Origin of the sequence: Streptomyces sp. CB02261 (genome assembly GCF_001905665.1) — a bacterium.
Classification (GTDB): domain Bacteria; phylum Actinomycetota; class Actinomycetes; order Streptomycetales; family Streptomycetaceae; genus Streptomyces.
Window position 1 is genome coordinate 635,873 of record NZ_LIVX01000004.1, and the last position, 15,932, is coordinate 651,804.

Sequence of the window (15,932 nt, forward strand, 5' to 3'; positions counted from 1 at the left end):
TTCCTCCGGCGGGGATCAGCGGGAGCGGGGGCGCAGGATGGCGGTCGCGAGGACCGCGGGGGCGATGATCACCAGCGTCATGGTGACGACGGACGTGCTGCCCTTCGGCTGGGGCCGTGACGTGCGGCGGTAGTGGGGGAGTGCGACGGGCCCGGCCGCCGGCGGCCGTGGCCGCACGGTGGGCGGGGGCGCCGGCGCGGGGGGCGGCGGGGCGGACGCCGGAGCACGCTCGGGCTGCTCCGTGGCGGGCGGGGTGGGTGGGGTGGGGGACGCAGGCCGGGGCAGCGGTGCCGTGGTGGTGGCGGCCGGGGGAGGAGCCGGCGTCGTCGTCCGTACGGGAGGCGGGGGTGGCGCCGTGACCGGCGGGGGTGGAGGCTCGGGCGTCGGCCGGGGCGCGGGCGTGGTGGGCCGCGGCGAGGGCGGCGGTGGCGGGGTGGGCTTGGGTGAACAGGCGCCCGGCCCGACGACCGCCACCGAGGTGTTCGACCCCTCGGGGCCGGTGGTGGCGTAGGCGCAGGAGTCGGCGGCGGCGGGCACGGGTGCGGCGAGGAGCCACACGAGTGCCAGGGCCGCCAGCGGCCGCGCGAGGAGTGATCCGTACAGAGACACGCCGTCGAGCTTGATCACTGACACGGCGTGTCGGGGCGGAATCCGGCGGGATTCGCCGGATGGTGGGCATCTCCCGAGGCGCCGGTTTGACGTTTCGCCACCCGGGGGGCGGATACGGCGCGATGCTCGGCTTTCCGCGCGCGCCGTGATTCCGGAAGACGGCCGAGCCCACGTGTTCCGGCCTCCGGAGCGATATCTGTCCGGTTGTCGCCCTGTCGCGAGGGATGATGGACGAGGCATCCTGCACCGTCGGTCGGCCGCGAGGACGACAACGACCGAGGTACGGACGGGACCTGAGGGCCCACCGGAGGGAGCCACCACCGCCCGAAGAGCGGACGCACACTCAGATGCACGTGAACATGCACGGTCTGAAGGCGCGAACTCTTCGTTTCGGGAGCACGTGCCAATGGCGTGTGACCAAGAACGGACCGCGAATTTCCGTTTCTACTCGCTCTCCCGGCGGGCGATCAGTAGCCTCACCTCGAACACCGGCCGCGAACACATGGCCGCATCCCCCATGGCGACTTGTTGGAGACATTGATGGAGCGTCCCGCCTGGGCTCCGCCGGGTATCGACATTTCGGTGCCGAGCGTGTCCCGTATGTACGACTTCTATCTGGGCGGCTCGCACAATTTCGAAGTGGACCGGGAAGCGGCGCGCAAGGCCATGGAGTTCATGCCGGGCCTGCCCAAGATCATGCAGGCGAACCGTGCCTTCATGCGGCGCGCCGTCCGCCACGCCGTTGACAACGACGTCACCCAGTTCCTCGACATCGGATCCGGCATACCCACCTTCGGAAACGTCCACGAGGTCGCCAGGGCCGCCGACCCCGCCGCGCGCGTGGTCTACGTCGACCACGACCCGGTCGCCGTGGCCCACAGCCGCGCCGTCCTGGGGGACGACGAGGGCGCCGCGGTCGTCGCCGCCGACCTCCGCAAGCCGGCCGACATCCTGCACAGCCCCGAGGTGACCCGGCTCCTCGACCTGGACCGGCCGGTGGCGCTGCTCCTCGTCGCCGTCCTCCACTTCCTGGAGGACGAGGACAAGCCGCACGAGGCCGTCACCGAACTGCTCGGCGCCCTCGCGCCCGGCAGCCTCCTCGTCCTCACCCACGCCTCGTACGAGGGCATCCCGCTCTCCGAGGAGCAGGCCGGCGGCACCGTCGGGGTCTACCGGAACATCCGCAGCCCCCTGGTGATGCGCTCGCGCGACGAGGTCAGCCGCTTCTTCGAGGGCACCGAGCTGCTCGATCCCGGCCTCGTCCCGATGCCCCACTGGCGACCGGAGAGTCCGGTCGAGGAGGAGGATCCGTACGCCTTCTCCGGGTTCGCAGGGGTGGGGCGCACGGCGTGAAGGTCCCGTCGCAGCCGTCAGGCGCAGCCGAAGCCGACGGCCCGGAGGACAGACTCAGGCGGTTCGTCACCATCTGGAGCCGCGCGATCTTCCCGGTGACCGCCACCTCCCTGACCCGCGCCGAGTTCGAGGTGCATCTGCTGCCGCTGGCCCGCACCCTGTGCGACGCGCTGCACGCCCGGCCCTTCGACACGGCCCCGGCCCATCGAGCCGGCGCCGCCCTCGTCGCCGCCCACTGCACCGACCCGGACGCGCTCGGCCGCAGCCTCGGCGTGGTCGACTCGTACCTGGTGCTCTACTGCGGTGAGGAGGGAGACCTCCCGGCGGAGGAGCTCCGGGCCCGCTGCTCCCGCCTCCAGCACGCCATGGCCACCGGCTACGCGGCGGCCCTGCGCGAGCGGACCCGCTCCGAGCAGGAGGCCATCGCCCGCTCCGCGCTCGCCGCCCGCAGCGCCGCCGAGATCGCCCTGCACGCCACCGAGAGCCGCTTCCGCGCGGTCTTCGACGGGGCGGCCATAGGGATCGGCATCGCCGACCTCGACGGCAACGTCCTGGAGGTCAACGAGACCCTCACCCGCATGTTCGGCGGGATGGAGGGCCAGGTGCGCAGCCGGAACGTCAGCGAGTGGGTCCACCCCGAGGACGGCCCGCACGTCTGGAAGCTGTACGACGAGCTGGTCCGCGGCGACCGGGAGCACTACCGCGTCGAGAAGCCGTACTACCGAGGTGACGGAACGGTTCTGTGGACCAATCTCACCGTCTCCCTCCTCCGTGACGCCGAGGGCAACCCCCAGTACCAGCTGGCCCTCATGGAGGACACCACCGAGCGGCGCCTGCTCCATCTGCGCCTGCGGTACGAGGCCACCCACGACGCGCTCACGGGGCTGCCCAACCGGACCCTGTTCTTCGAACGCCTGGAGAAGGCGCTCGCGCCCGGCGAGAACGCCCGCTTCGGCCTCTGCTACCTGGACCTCGACGGCTTCAAGGTCATCAACGACAGCCTCGGCCACTCCACCGGCGACCGGCTCCTCGTCGAGGTCGCCGACCGGCTCCAGAGCTGCGTCACCGGCTCCGGCGAGATGGTGGCGCGGCTCGGCGGGGACGAGTTCGTCGCCCTCACCACCGGCGCCGTCGGCGAACAGGACGTCACCGAACTGGCCGACCGCATCCTCACCGCCCTCTCCACCCCCCTCCGCATCGACGGCCGCGAACTGACCGTCCGGGGCAGCCTCGGCGTCGTCGAGGGCCCGGCCGGCGAGCGCACCCCCGCCGAGGTGCTGCGGAGCGCCGACATCACCATGTACCGGGCCAAGTCGGCGGGCGGCAACCGCTTCGAGCTGGCCGACCCGGAGGCCGACGCCCGTGCCATCACCCGGCACGGCCTCACCACGGCCCTGCCGACCGCCCTGGAGCGCGGCGAGTTCTTCATCGAGTACCAGCCGCTCGTCCACCTCGGCGACGGCAGCGTCCACGGCGCCGAAGCGCTCGTCCGATGGTGCCACCCGCAGCACGGGGTGCTCGGCCCCGACCGCTTCATCCCGCTCGCCGAGGACACCGGCCTCATCGTGCCGCTCGGCCGCTGGGTGCTTCAGGAGGCCGTCCGGCAGGCCCGCTTCTGGCAGACCCGGCACGCCGACGGCGGCCCGCTGCGGATCAACGTCAACCTCTCTCCGACCCAGCTGCACCACCCGCGCCTGGTCGCCGACACCGTCGACGTCCTGGAACGGTCGGGGCTCGACCCGGGCGCGCTCTGCCTGGAGGTGACCGAGTCGGCGCTCATCGGCGCCGACGAGGACCTGCTCAAACCGCTGCGGCAGCTCGCCGAGATGGGCGTGGACATCGCGCTCGACGACTTCGGCACCGGCTACTCGAACCTGGCCAACCTGCGCCGGCTGCCCGTGAGCGTGCTCAAGCTCGACCGCTCCTTCACCCGGGGCATGCAGCAGCACCCGGTGGACCCGGTCGACATCAAGATCGTCGAGGGGATCGTCTCCCTGGCGCACAGCCTGGAACTCGCCGTCACCGTCGAGGGCGTGGAGACCGGGGCCCAGGCCCGCCAGCTCCGCGACCTCGGCTGCGACACGGCCCAGGGCTGGTACTACGCCCGCCCCGGCGCCCCCGACCGCATCCACTCGCTGCTCCTGGCGGACGCGGTCTGAGCCCGCACCCCGGGCCCGTACGACACCGGCCTCCCCGCCGAAGCGGGGAGGCCGGGACGAAGCGGACGGGGCGAGGGAAGCGGAGAGGCTACAGACCGTAAAAGGGTTTCGATGTAGAAGGAAGCCCCTCCATGGCCTCACCCCGCGACGACCGTAACGCTCAGGCGGGGATCAGGTCGCGCGGTTTCTCGGGGGTGACCGCGCGGGAGCCGGGAGCCAGGCCGACCGGGCGCTCCAGAGCGATGTACGTGACCGGGCCCTCCGGCACCGTACGCCCGTCCCACAGGGTGGTCCGCCCCCCCGACTCCTCCATCAGCGCCACCAGATGACCGACCGTCAGCGGAGACCGGCCGAGCAGACCGCGCAGCAGGACCGCGATCGACACCCGGTGCTCCTCCACCCGGTTCGCCGCCGGCTGCCCCCGCAGGTACACGTGCAGCCAGTGCGCGTACCAGCGGCCTTCCTCGTCCCGCCGGAAGGCGAGCGGCAGCGCGACCCGGCCGGCCCCGCGCAGGTCCGACTTCATCCGCACCGTCCGCGGCTCGAAGGGCCGGCCCCGCTGCTCCGGCTCGCGCAGCATGAAGCCGAAGAAGCACTCGGCGGCCTCGTCGAAACCCTCCCCCGCGAACGCGTGCACCTGCGGGACGACGAAGCATCCCCGCACCGCCCCGAGCCGCATGTCGATGAACTCCGACGCCCCGTCCGGCGCTTCGGTGATGTCACCGGAGTGGGTGCCCTCGACGTCGCTCAGAGCCGTGTACGACAGCCAGGTGACGGGTGCGTGATCCGCGTCCATGACGAGCGCCGGCAGAGGCTCCAGGAGCTCGCCCGAGAGCTTGAACCCCGCCGTCATCAGGGCCGCGTCGAACCGGCGCGCGGCGGCGGCCCCGTCCCCCGCCGGGCCGGTCGGGGCGGGGAGACGGCGGGTGTGGCGGAGGACCAGGTGTTCGAGAGCGTGGGCCATGCGGGCATGCTCGCAGCCGCCCCGCGCCTGCCGCCCGCGGATGTCCACCCGGCCGGATCGGTCCGGTCTGGTCGGTGGGGTGCGCTGGTCGGAGCGTGGCCCGGTCTGGTCGGTCGGGTTTCCCGGTCGTAGCGCGGCCCGGCCGGGTCGGCCGGAGTTCCCCCGTCGGAGCGGTCCGGCCCGGTCAGGCGGGTTCCCCGGCCCGGCCGCGGCGCGAGGCGAGCAGCATCCGCTGGAGTTCCCGTGCCGCCCTCGGGGGAGCCACGTCGCTGCGGTGGGCCAGGGCGATCGTCCGCCGCAGGCCGGGCCGGGCGAGGGCGGTCACCCGCAGGTCCCGGCCCGCGCGCGCCGCCACCATCGCCGGGACGACCGCGAGCCCGAGCCCGGCCCGTACGAAACCGAGGACCGCGTCCAGCTCGCCGCCCTCGACCGTGAACGTCGGCTCGAACCCCTCCGCCCGGCAGGCGCCCACGGTCAGCTCCCGCAGGTCGTAGCCGTGCCGGAACATCACGAGCGGCTGGTCCCTGAGGTCCGCGATGCGCACCGGACGGCGCGGCGCCGGCGCCGACGCGGACGAGACCACCACCAGGTCCTCCCGCAGCAGCTCGACCGTGGTCAGCGCCGGCGACGGGGTCGGCAGCGGCAGCACCACGAGCGCCAGGTCGAGAGCCCCGCGCGCCAGCTCCCGTACGAGATCGTGCGAGCCGCTCTCCTCGATCAGGAGCTCGATCCCCGGGTGCAGATCGTGGAAGGCCCGCAGGACGTCCGGCAGCAGTCCGGTGCACAGGCTCGGGGTCGCGCCGAGCCGCACCCGGCCCCGCTTGAGCTGGGCCAGCTCCTGCACCTCGATCCGCGCCGTCTCGGTGTCGGCGAGGATGCGACGGGCGAGCGGCAGCAGCGCCTCGCCCGCGTCGGTGAGCGTGATGTTCCCCCGGGCGCGGCTGAAGAGCTCGGCGCCCAGCTCCTGCTCCAGGGCCTTGATCTGCTGCGAGAGCGAGGGCTGGGAGACGTGGACCCGCTCCGCGGCCCGGGTGAAGTGCCGGGTCTCGGCCACGGCGACGAAGTAGAGGAGCTGCTGGAACTGCATGAGCCCAGCGTAGGCGATGTGCATAGGTGGTACCTATCGAGATCAGCCGGACCATGTCTTGGACCTCTCGGGTCCTTGGGCCCTAGCGTCGTAGGCATGGCTCTGGCACCCACGAGGGACAAGGCGACGGGCCGCCCGCCGTCCCCCACACCGTCACGCGGATTCCTGTCATCGACCCTCGGCAAGAAGACGGTCATGGCCGTCAGCGGGCTGCTCATGCTCGGCTACCTCGTCGCGCACGTCGCCGGCAACCTCAAGGTCTTCTTCGGCCCCGAGGAGTTCAACGCCTACGGCCACTGGCTGCGGGTCATGGGCGCTCCGGTGCTGCACCACGGGTGGGCCCTCTGGCTCGTCCGGATCGTGCTCCTCGCCGCCGTCGTGGCCCATGCCGTCTGCGCGTACCAGCTCAGCCGCCGCGACCTGAGGGCCCGCCCCACCGCGTACGTCCACCGCCGCCGGCGCGCCTCCTACGCCACCCGCACCATGCGCTGGGGCGGCGTCATCCTCGCCCTCTTCATCGTCTGGCACGTCCTCGACCTGACCACCGGCACCGTCCACCCCGGCGGCTTCGAGGAGGGCAGGCCCTACCAGAACGTCGTCGACACCTTCTCCACCTGGTACGGCAACGTCATCTACATCGTCGCCATGCTCGCCGTCGGCCTCCACGTCCGCCACGGGTTCTGGAGCGCCGCCCAGACCCTCGGCGTGGGCAGCGCCCGCCGCGAGCGGCTCCTCCGCGGCCTCGCGAACGGCCTCGCGCTCGTCCTGACCGTGGGCTTCATCTCCGTACCCGTAGCCGTCATGACCGGAGTGGTGGGCTGACATGAGCTTCCTCGACTACACGACCGGTGAGCCGGTCGTCGACCACAAGGCCCCCGCGGGACCCGTCGCCGAACGCTGGGACACCCGCCGCTTCCAGGCGAAGCTGGTCAACCCCGCCAACCGCCGCAAGCACCGGATCATCGTCGTCGGCACCGGCCTCGCCGGCGGCTCCGCCGGCGCCACCCTCGCCGAACAGGGCTACCACGTCGTCCAGTTCTGCTTCCAGGACTCCCCGCGCCGCGCCCACTCCATCGCCGCCCAGGGCGGCATCAACGCCGCCAAGAACTACCGCAACGACGGCGACTCCATCCACCGGCTCTTCTACGACACCGTCAAGGGCGGCGACTTCCGCGCCCGCGAGTCCAACGTCCACCGCCTCGCCCAGATCTCCGTCGAGATCATCGACCAGTGCGTCGCCCAGGGCGTCCCCTTCGCCCGCGAGTACGGCGGCCTCCTCGACACCCGCTCCTTCGGCGGCGTCCAGGTCTCCCGCACCTTCTACGCCCGCGGCCAGACCGGCCAGCAGCTCCTCCTCGGCGCCTACCAGGCCCTGTCCCGGCAGATCGCCGCCGGAAACGTCGAGATGCACGCCCGTACGGAGATGCTCGACCTCGTCGTCGTCGACGGGCGGGCCCGCGGCATCGTCGCCCGCGACCTGATCACGGGCGAGATCTCCACCCACTACGCGGACGCGGTGGTCCTCGCCAGCGGCGGCTACGGCAACGTCTTCTACCTGTCGACGAACGCGATGAACTCCAACGCCACCGCCGTCTGGCGGGCGCACCGGCGCGGCGCGTACTTCGCCAACCCCTGCTTCACCCAGATCCACCCCACCTGCATCCCGCGCACCGGAGACCACCAGTCCAAGCTCACCCTGATGAGCGAGTCCCTCCGCAACGACGGCCGGATCTGGGTCCCCAAGGCCAAGGGCGACACCCGCCCCGCCGCCGACATCCCCGAGGACGAACGCGACTACTACCTGGAGCGGATCTACCCCTCCTTCGGCAACCTCGTCCCCCGCGACATCGCCTCCCGCGCCGCGAAGAACGTCTGCGACGAGGGCCGCGGCGTCGGCCCCGGCGGCCAGGGCGTCTACCTCGACTTCGCCGACGCTATCCGCCGCATGGGCCGGGCGGCGGTGGAGGAGAGGTACGGCAACCTCTTCGACATGTACGAGCGGATCACCGCCGAGAACCCGTACGAGGTCCCCATGCGGATCTACCCGGCCGTCCACTACACGATGGGCGGACTCTGGGTCGACTACGACCTCCAGACCACCGTCCCCGGCCTCTTCGCGATCGGCGAGGCCAACTTCTCCGACCACGGGGCCAACCGGCTCGGCGCCTCCGCCCTCATGCAGGGCCTGGCCGACGGATACTTCGTCCTCCCCGCCACCATCAACGACTACCTCGCCCGCCACCCCCGCACGGAACCCGTCACCGACGACCACCCGGCGGTACGGGAGGTGCTCGCCGAGACGGAGGACCGGCTCCACCTCCTGCTCTCCGTGGACGGCGACCGCACCCCCGACTCCTTCCACCGCGAACTCGGCGAACTCATGTGGGAGTACTGCGGGATGGCCCGCACGGAGGCCGGACTGCGCACCGCCCTCGCCCGGATCCCCGAGATCCGCGAGGAGTTCTGGAGCCGCGTCAAGGTCCCCGGCACGGGCGCCGAGTTCAACCAGTCCCTGGAGAAGGCCAACCGCATCGTCGACTACTTGGAACTCGCCGAGCTCATGTGCCTCGACGCGCTCCACCGCGCCGAGTCCTGCGGCGGCCACTTCCGCGAGGAGTCCCAGACCCCGGACGGCGAGGCCGCCCGCCGCGACGACGCGTTCGCGTACGCCGCCGCCTGGGAGTTCCGCGGAACCGGCGACGCGCCGGTCCTCCACAAGGAGGACCTCACCTTCGAGTACGTCCACCCCACCCAGCGGAGCTACGCATGAAGCTCACCCTGCGCGTCTGGCGCCAGCGCGACGCCGACGCCCCCGGCGCCATGTCCACCTACGAGGTGGACGGCATCTCCGCCGACATGTCGTTCCTGGAGATGCTCGACACCCTCAACGAGGACCTCATCCTGCGCGGTGAGGACCCGGTGGCCTTCGACCACGACTGCCGCGAGGGCATCTGCGGCGCGTGCAGCCTCGTCATCAACGGCGACGCGCACGGGCCGGAGCGCACGACCACCTGCCAGCTCCACATGCGCTCCTTCCGCGACGGCGACACCATCGACGTCGAGCCCTGGCGCGCCTCCGCCTTCCCCGTCGTCAAGGACCTGGTCGTCGACCGGTCCGCCTTCGACCGCGTCATCCAGGCCGGCGGCTACATCACGGCACCCACCGGCGCGGCCCCCGAGGCCCACGCCACCCCCGTCCCCAAGGCGGACGCGGACTCCGCCTTCGAGCACGCGGAATGCATCGGCTGCGGGGCGTGCGTCGCGGCCTGCCCCAACGGCTCGGCGATGCTCTTCACCTCGGCCAAGATCAACCATCTCAACGTGCTGCCCCAGGGCTCCCCCGAACGCGAGTCCCGCGTCCTCGACATGGTCGGTCAGATGGACGCCGAGGGCTTCGGCGGCTGCACCCTGACGGGGGAGTGCGCGACGGCCTGCCCGAAGGGGATCCCGCTGCCGTCGATCACGGCGATGAACCGGGAGTGGCTGCGGGCGCGGCGCAAGGCCGGTCGCGGCTGAGACCGGATCCGGACAGTCTGAAGGCGTGGGCCCCGCCACACCCCGCACCCCGGGACGAAAGATCCTTCACGGAAAGATCACTTTCTCCGTAAGATCTTCGCTCCGGGGTGCTCCTGTCCTGTGCGACAGCAAGATCAACTCCGTTCAACTCTGTACATTTCATGGCATGTTGTCCACTTCGCGGCCAACCACTTCCCGGAGATTTCCGCCGCGCCGACACTCCCGGGTACTGATGGAAACGGCCGGGGGCATATGACCAAACCCCCGGTCGTACCGACCATCTGGGGGTTTCATGTCCAGCATCACCCGCCGCCGGGCCCTCGGCGTCGCGGCAGGCGCCGCGGGCGCCGCCGCCGGCCTCGCCCTGACCCACTCCGCCGTCGCCGCCGTGCCCCGGGCCGCCACCGCTCCCGCGGCAGGCCCGGCCCCGGCCGCCTTCGACGAGGTCTACCAGGGCCGCCGCATCAGGGGAGGGGCCTCGCACGGGGGCGGTCATCACGGGGGACACCACGGAGGGGGCTACTCCGTCACGATCGACGGTGAGGAACTGCACGTCATGCGGAACGCCGACGGCACCTGGATCAGCGTGATCAACCACTACGAGCCGGTCGCCACGCCGAAGGCACTGGCCCGCGCGGCCGTCCGAGAACTCCAGGGCGCCCCGCTCGTACCCCTCACCCTCACCTGACCGATCCAGGAGCGGCACCCGTCATGACCGTACGCAAGAACCAGGCCACCCTCACCGCCGACGAGAAGCGGCGCTTCGTCAACGCCCTCCTGGAGCTCAAGCGCTCCGGCCGGTACGACACCTTCGTCACCACGCACAACGCCTTCATCATGAGCGACACCGACAGCGGCGACCGCGTCGGCCACCGTTCGCCCTCGTTCCTCCCCTGGCACCGGCGCTTCCTCATCGAGTTCGAGCAGGCGCTGCAGTCCGTCGACCCGACCGTCAACCTCCCCTACTGGGACTGGACGGCCGACCGCACCTCCCGCTCCTCGCTCTGGGCGCCCGACTTCCTCGGCGGCACCGGACGCGCCCGCGACGGCCAGGTCACCGACGGCCCCTTCGCCCGCGTCGGCAACCGCTGGACGATCACCGTCCGCGTCGACGGGCGCGACTACCTCCGGCGCGACCTCGGGGCGGGCGGACGCCAGCTCCCCACCCGCGCCGAGGTGGACTCCGTCCTCGCCATGGAGACCTACGACACCGCCCCCTGGAACAGCTCGTCGGACGGCTTCCGCAACCACCTGGAGGGATGGCGCGGGGTGAACCTCCACAACCGCGTCCACGTCTGGGTGGGCGGTCAGATGGGCACCGGGGTCTCGCCCAACGACCCGGTGTTCTGGCTGCACCACGCCTTCATCGACAAGCTGTGGGCCGACTGGCAGGCCCGCCACCCCCGGTCGACGTACCTGCCGGCCGCGGGCACCGCGAACGTCGTCGACCTCGGCGACACCATGCGCCCGTGGAACGACGTGACCCCGGCGGACATGCTGGACCACACCCGCCACTACACCTTCGACACGGCGGCCTGATCCGCCGGGCGGCCTCAGGGCCGCCCGGCGAGCCCGGTGGACCGGGCCAGATACAGCGCGGTGCGGCTGCCCGCCGCCCGCGCCACCCGGTCCGGAGGCCCCGCCGCAACGATCCGGCCGCCCTCGTCGCCGCCGCCCGGCCCCAGGTCCACGACCCAGTCGGCGGTGGCGACGACGTCCATGTCGTGCTCGACGACGACCACCGAATGCCCCGCGTCCACGAGGCCGTGGAGCTGGCGCATCAGGACCTCGACGTCCGCCGGGTGCAGCCCGGTCGTCGGCTCGTCCAGCACGTACAGGGTGGGGGAGCGGTGCGGCCGCTGGAGCTCGGAGGCGAGCTTGATGCGCTGGGCCTCGCCGCCGGACAGCTCGGTGGCCGGCTGCCCGAGCCGCAGGTACCCGAGGCCCACGTCGAGCAGGGCACGCAGGCTCCGGGCGGCGGCGGGGGTGTCGTCGAAGAAGGCGGCGGCGGCCTCGACGGTCAGGTCGAGGACCTCGGCGATGGTCAGTCCCCGCAGCCGCACCTCGAGGGTCTCCGGGTTGTAGCGGGCGCCATGACAGTCGGGGCAGGGGGCGTACGTGCTCGGCAGGAAGAGCAGCTCCACCGAGACGAAGCCCTCGCCCTGGCAGGTCTCGCAGCGGCCGCCGGTCACGTTGAAGGAGAAGCGGCCCGCCTTGTAGCCGCGCGCCCGTGCCTCCTCGGTCTCCGTGAACAGCTTCCGCACGACGTCGAACAGACCGGTGTAGGTGGCCAGGTTGGAGCGCGGAGTCCGGCCGATGGGACGCTGATCGACCGTCACGAGACGTTCCACCCCGGCGACTTCCTCGGTCAGCGCGCCGACGAGCGTGGACTTCCCGGAGCCGGACACACCCGTGACCGCGGTCAGGACACCGACGGGGAAGGCCGCGTCGACCGCCCGCAGGTTGTGCCGCGTGACCGGCCCCGTCCGCAGCCACCCGGCCGGCTCCCGCACCTCCCGGCCGGGTGCGGGCGCGCGGTCGAAGAGGAAACGCCGGGTTGCGGACGCCTCGACCTCCGCGAGGCCGTCCGGCGGGCCGCTGTGCAGCACCCGCCCGCCGTGGACCCCGGCGTGCGGACCTACGTCCACCAGCCAGTCGGCGTGCCGGATGACATCGAGGTGGTGCTCGACGACGAAGACGGAGTTCCCGGCCGCCTTGAGCCGGTCCAGCACCACGAGCAGGGCCTCCGTGTCGGCCGGGTGCAGTCCCGCGGACGGCTCGTCGAGGACGTACACGACACCGAAGAGCCCCGAGCGCAGCTGGGTGGCGAGGCGCAGCCGCTGGAGCTCGCCGTTGGACAGGGTGGGGGTGGCGCGGTCCAGGCTGAGATAGCCCAGGCCGAGTTCGGTCACCGTCACGATCCGCGCGACCAGATCCGCGGTGAGGACCCGTGCCGTCTCCGTACCCTCCGCACCCGCCTCCGCGAGGAGTCCGGACAGGGTCGTCAACGGCAGCCCGGCCAGCTCGGCGATGGTCCGGCCCGCGAAGGTCACCGCGAGCGCCTCGGGCCGCAGCCGCGCGCCGCCGCAGACCGGGCAGGGGGCGCTGGTGAGGAAACGCTCCGCCTTGGTGCGCAGGGTCGGGCTCTTCGAGTCGGAGAAGGTCCGCAGGACGTACCGCCGTGCGCTCATGTACGTGCCCTGGTAGGGGCGCTGGATGCGGTCGGCGTCCCTGACCGGGTGGACGGTGACGACCGGCTGCTCCTCCGTGAAGAGGATCCACTCCCGGTCCTTCGCGTCGAGTTCGCGCCACGGCCGGTCGACGTCGTACCCGAGGGTGTCGAGAACGTCCCGCAGGTTCTTGCCCTGCCAGGCGCCGGGCCAGGCGGCGATCGCACCCTGACGGATCGACAGCTCCGGGTCCGGCACGAGCAGCTCCTCGCTCGTGTCGTGGACCCGCCCGAGGCCGTGGCACGAAGGGCAGGCGCCGACGGCCGTGTTGGGGGAGAAGGAGTCGGAGTCGAGCCGCTCGGCGCCCTCCGGATAGCGGCCCGCCCGGGAGAACAGCATGCGCAGCGAGTTGGAGAGCGTGGTCACGGTGCCGACGGAGGACCGGGCGTTCGGCGAGGACCTGCGCTGTTCGAGGGAGACCGCCGGCGGCAGCCCGGTGATCTCGCCCACCGCCGGCGCCCCCACCTGGTGGATGAGCCGCCGTGCGTACGGGGCCACCGACTCGAAGTAGCGCCGCTGCGCCTCCGCGTAGATCGTGCCGAACGCCAGGGACGACTTGCCGGAGCCGGAGACCCCGGTGAAGGCGACGAGCGCGTCGCGGGGGATGTCGACGTCCACCCCGGCGAGGTTGTGCTCACGGGCGCCGCGGACACGGACGTACGGGTCGTGGAGTCTCTCCTGCATGGGGCGATTTTATCCACTGGGCCTCGTTTGCCCTGTTCGGGGGCCGTGCGAGGGCGGGGCGCCGGCCCGTGGCCGTGGGTCCGGCGTCGGGCGGCTCGGGGCGCGCCGGCCTTCAGACCTGTGGCCACGGCTCTGGCGTCGGGGGCGCGCCGGCTCTCCCGGGCCCGGGGTCCGGTGTCGGACGACCCGGGGCGCCGGCTCACCGTCGCGGCTCCGGCGTCGGCCCCGGGGCGCCCGTCCCCTTCCGGCCCGGAGCCGGAAGGCGTCGACCCGGGAGTGCCCGTCCCCCTCCGGCCCCAGGGCCGTACGTCAGGCGGTCCGCGGCGTCAGCCCCACGGCACGGGCCAGTCTCCGGTACGACTCGCTCAGTGCCGCCCGGTCGTAGGTGCTCGTCGTGACGAGGACCTCCTGGGCCCCGGTCTCCTCGACCGCCCGCCCCAGCGCCTCCGCCACCTGGTCCTCCGTGCCGTGCACATGGCCGCTCAGCCCCGACTCGTAGAAGCCGCGCTGCTTCTCCGTCATCGCCAGCCCCTCGATCCGCTCGGGCGCTTCGAGCGGCGGGAAGACGCCCTGGGTGCGCGAGTACGCGAGGGACCAGGCCTCCGGGATCAGCAGCTGCCGGGCCTCCGCCTCCGTCGCGGCCACCGCGACCGTCCCGGCGACGACCACGTACGGCTCGTCGGCCCACGGGGACGGGCGGAAACCGGAGCGGTACGCGTCGACGGCGGCCAGCAGCCGGTCGCGCCCGCGCAGATCGCCGACGACCAGCGGCAGACCGGCGGCCGCTGCGATCGTCGCGCCCTCGCCGGTGGCCAGGACGAAGGGCGGGACCCGCAGGCCCTCCGCGGGCCTGGCGTGCACCTGCGGGTGCGCGGTCTGCCTTCCCGTGAACCAGCCGAGGAGCTCGGTGAGCTGCTCCGCGAAACGGTCGGCGTCGTCCTTGTCGCGCCCGAGGGCCCGGCGGATGCCGTCGGTGAAGCCGACCGAGCGGCCGACGCCCATGTCGACGCGGCCGGGGAAGAGGGACTCCAGGACGCCGAACTGCTCGGCCACCACGAGGGGCTGGTGGTTGGGGAGCATCACCCCTCCCGTACCGACGCGGACGCGGGAGGTGGCGGCGGCCACGGCGGCGGCGAGGACCGTCGGCGCGGAGCCGGCGACCCCGGGCACGCCGTGGTGCTCCGACACCCAGAAGCGGTGGTAGCCGAGGGCCTCGATCTCCCGCGCGAGGCGCACGGTGTCGCGCAGCGCCTGGGGGGCGTCCTCGCCCACCCGGGTGCGGGAGCGGTCGAGGACGGAGAAGCGGATGCCGTCGGGAAAGGTGCTCACAAGGGGTTCAACGCCGGGTGAGGGGAGGGATTCCCGCAGGGGCGTCCGGCACGTGGGGGACCGGCCCCCGACGCGCGGCTCCCGGGCGGACCCGTGACCCGGCGTCCGGCACGCGGGCGCCGGGCCGCGGCACATGGCTCCTAGGCTGGGCCCGTGACAGCCGACAACCGGCCCCTGGCCGTCTTCGACCTCGACAACACGCTCGCCGCGACCGCCCACCGCCAGCACTTCCTGGAGCGGCGCCCCAAGGACTGGGACGCCTTCTTCGCCGCGGCGCCCGACGACCCGCCGCTCGACGAGGGCGTCGCGCTGTGCCGCGAGGCGGCGGTGGAGTGCGACATCGTCTACCTGACCGGGCGGCCGGAGCGCTGTCGCCGGGACACCCTCGCCTGGCTGGCCGCGTACGGACTCCCGGAGGGGCCGCTGCACATGCGCCGTCAGCGCGACTTCCGGCCGGCCCGGGTGACCAAGCTGGAGATCCTGCGCCGGCTCGGAGCGGACCGCCCGGTCAGGATGCTCGTCGACGACGACCAGCTGGTCTGCGACGCGGCGAGGGCGGCCGGCTTCCGGGTCGTGCGCGCCCTGTGGGCGACCCCCTCGCAGGAACTGAGGGACGCCCAGGAGAAGGAGGGCCGCACCTGACCGGCGCGCGCGGCTTCGGGGCCCCGGGCTCAGGCGACCTCGTCCTCCAGACGGAATCCCACCTTCAGGCCGACCTGGTAGTGCTCGATGGAGCCGTCGACGATGTGGCCGCGGACCTGCGTCACCTCGAACCAGTCGAGGCCCCGCAGGGTCTGGGAGGCGCGGTTGATGCCGTTGCGGATGGCCTCGTCGACGCCCTCGGTGGACGTGCCGACGATCTCCGTGACGCGGTAGGTGTGGTTCGACATGGGGGAGGGGCTCCTCTCGGTGCGTTCCCTCCACCGTGCCCCAGGGCGCGGCGGCGCGCGACACGGCGGGGGCCGGGCGCCGGACGGGTCAGTCGACGACCGGCGGACGAC

General features: G+C 72.7%; 13 protein-coding genes and 1 pseudogene. 8 read left to right on the plus strand and 6 right to left on the minus strand.

Annotation, left to right across the window (positions count from 1 at the left end):
• Positions 1 to 15: 15 nt before the first annotated feature.
• Entirely contained in the window at positions 16 to 609 is a 594-nt protein-coding gene (locus tag AMK29_RS36165) for a hypothetical protein (RefSeq protein WP_198942269.1), read from the minus strand.
• Positions 610 to 1,149: 540 nt separating this feature from the next.
• Here AMK29_RS36165 and AMK29_RS16240 point away from each other — a divergent pair.
• The gene (locus AMK29_RS16240) at positions 1,150 to 1,962 is read left to right on the plus strand and encodes an SAM-dependent methyltransferase (protein ID WP_073813368.1); all 813 of its coding nucleotides are present in this window, start codon (positions 1,150 to 1,152) and stop codon (positions 1,960 to 1,962) included.
• A complete protein-coding gene (locus tag AMK29_RS16245) occupies positions 1,959 to 4,121 on the plus strand; it encodes a putative bifunctional diguanylate cyclase/phosphodiesterase (protein ID WP_073813370.1) in 2,163 nt (720 codons plus the stop codon). The genes AMK29_RS16240 and AMK29_RS16245 overlap by 4 nt, the downstream gene beginning before the upstream one ends.
• 160 nt (positions 4,122 to 4,281) lie before the next feature.
• Here the strand turns inward: AMK29_RS16245 and AMK29_RS16250 are convergent.
• Positions 4,282 to 4,932, minus strand: a pseudogene (locus tag AMK29_RS16250) (hypothetical protein); the annotation flags it as partial.
• Positions 4,933 to 5,269: 337 nt separating this feature from the next.
• Positions 5,270 to 6,172 (minus strand): LysR family transcriptional regulator, encoded by a 903-nt coding sequence (locus AMK29_RS16255; protein ID WP_073813858.1) that lies wholly within the window; start codon positions 6,170 to 6,172, stop codon positions 5,270 to 5,272.
• A gap of 96 nt (positions 6,173 to 6,268) precedes the next feature.
• Here AMK29_RS16255 and AMK29_RS16260 point away from each other — a divergent pair, with 96 nt between their 5' ends.
• The 5 genes from AMK29_RS16260 to melC2 all read left to right on the plus strand — a co-directional run bounded on the left by AMK29_RS16260 (position 6,269) and on the right by melC2 (position 11,227).
• Complete coding sequence (locus AMK29_RS16260) at positions 6,269 to 6,994, plus strand: succinate dehydrogenase (protein ID WP_073813372.1); 726 nt, start codon at positions 6,269 to 6,271, stop codon at positions 6,992 to 6,994.
• A 1-nt stretch (position 6,995) separates the two neighbouring features.
• Complete coding sequence (locus AMK29_RS16265; protein ID WP_073813374.1) at positions 6,996 to 8,942, plus strand: fumarate reductase/succinate dehydrogenase flavoprotein subunit; 1,947 nt, start codon at positions 6,996 to 6,998, stop codon at positions 8,940 to 8,942.
• Entirely contained in the window at positions 8,939 to 9,688 is a 750-nt protein-coding gene (locus AMK29_RS16270) for a succinate dehydrogenase/fumarate reductase iron-sulfur subunit (RefSeq protein WP_073813376.1), read from the plus strand. Before AMK29_RS16265 ends, AMK29_RS16270 begins: the two co-directional genes overlap by 4 nt.
• Before the next feature lie 292 nt (positions 9,689 to 9,980).
• Positions 9,981 to 10,376 carry an apotyrosinase chaperone MelC1 gene (gene melC1, locus AMK29_RS16275; RefSeq protein WP_073813378.1) on the plus strand — a complete coding sequence of 132 codons (396 nt, stop codon included), beginning with the start codon at positions 9,981 to 9,983 and terminating at the stop codon, positions 10,374 to 10,376.
• A gap of 23 nt (positions 10,377 to 10,399) precedes the next feature.
• Complete coding sequence (melC2, locus tag AMK29_RS16280; protein ID WP_073813380.1) at positions 10,400 to 11,227, plus strand: tyrosinase MelC2; 828 nt, start codon at positions 10,400 to 10,402, stop codon at positions 11,225 to 11,227.
• 14 nt (positions 11,228 to 11,241) lie between these two features.
• Here the strand turns inward: melC2 and AMK29_RS16285 are convergent, their stop codons facing one another.
• Both AMK29_RS16285 and AMK29_RS16290 read right to left on the minus strand, forming a co-directional pair.
• On the minus strand, positions 11,242 to 13,602 hold the full coding sequence (locus tag AMK29_RS16285; RefSeq protein ID WP_073813382.1) for an ATP-binding cassette domain-containing protein: 2,361 nt from the start codon (positions 13,600 to 13,602) through the stop codon (positions 11,242 to 11,244).
• 309 nt (positions 13,603 to 13,911) lie between these two features.
• On the minus strand, positions 13,912 to 14,931 hold the full coding sequence (locus AMK29_RS16290) for an MsnO8 family LLM class oxidoreductase (RefSeq protein WP_073813384.1): 1,020 nt from the start codon (positions 14,929 to 14,931) through the stop codon (positions 13,912 to 13,914).
• Between the two features lie 153 nt (positions 14,932 to 15,084).
• Here AMK29_RS16290 and AMK29_RS16295 point away from each other — a divergent pair, with 153 nt between their 5' ends.
• The gene (locus AMK29_RS16295; protein ID WP_073813386.1) at positions 15,085 to 15,573 is read left to right on the plus strand and encodes a phosphatase domain-containing protein; all 489 of its coding nucleotides are present in this window, start codon (positions 15,085 to 15,087) and stop codon (positions 15,571 to 15,573) included.
• Between the two features lie 29 nt (positions 15,574 to 15,602).
• On the opposite strand, the gene AMK29_RS16300 is transcribed toward AMK29_RS16295, so the two are convergent.
• Complete coding sequence (locus AMK29_RS16300) at positions 15,603 to 15,821, minus strand: dodecin (protein WP_073813388.1); 219 nt, start codon at positions 15,819 to 15,821, stop codon at positions 15,603 to 15,605.
• Between the last annotated feature and the right edge of the window lie 111 nt (positions 15,822 to 15,932).

Excerpts from the sequence above, each read along its gene's own strand:
- AMK29_RS16240 (WP_073813368.1), top strand. The coding sequence starts at position 1,150 with ATGGAGCGTCCCGCCTGGGCTCCGCCGGGTATCGACATTTCGGTGCCG.
- AMK29_RS16255 (WP_073813858.1), bottom strand. The coding sequence starts at position 6,172 with ATGCAGTTCCAGCAGCTCCTCTACTTCGTCGCCGTGGCCGAGACCCGG.
- AMK29_RS16260 (WP_073813372.1), top strand. The coding sequence starts at position 6,269 with ATGGCTCTGGCACCCACGAGGGACAAGGCGACGGGCCGCCCGCCGTCC.
- AMK29_RS16265 (WP_073813374.1), top strand. The coding sequence starts at position 6,996 with ATGAGCTTCCTCGACTACACGACCGGTGAGCCGGTCGTCGACCACAAG.
- AMK29_RS16270 (WP_073813376.1), top strand. The coding sequence starts at position 8,939 with ATGAAGCTCACCCTGCGCGTCTGGCGCCAGCGCGACGCCGACGCCCCC.
- melC1 (WP_073813378.1), top strand. The coding sequence starts at position 9,981 with ATGTCCAGCATCACCCGCCGCCGGGCCCTCGGCGTCGCGGCAGGCGCC.
- melC2 (WP_073813380.1), top strand. The coding sequence starts at position 10,400 with ATGACCGTACGCAAGAACCAGGCCACCCTCACCGCCGACGAGAAGCGG.
- AMK29_RS16285 (WP_073813382.1), bottom strand. The coding sequence starts at position 13,602 with ATGCAGGAGAGACTCCACGACCCGTACGTCCGTGTCCGCGGCGCCCGT.
- AMK29_RS16300 (WP_073813388.1), bottom strand. The coding sequence starts at position 15,821 with ATGTCGAACCACACCTACCGCGTCACGGAGATCGTCGGCACGTCCACC.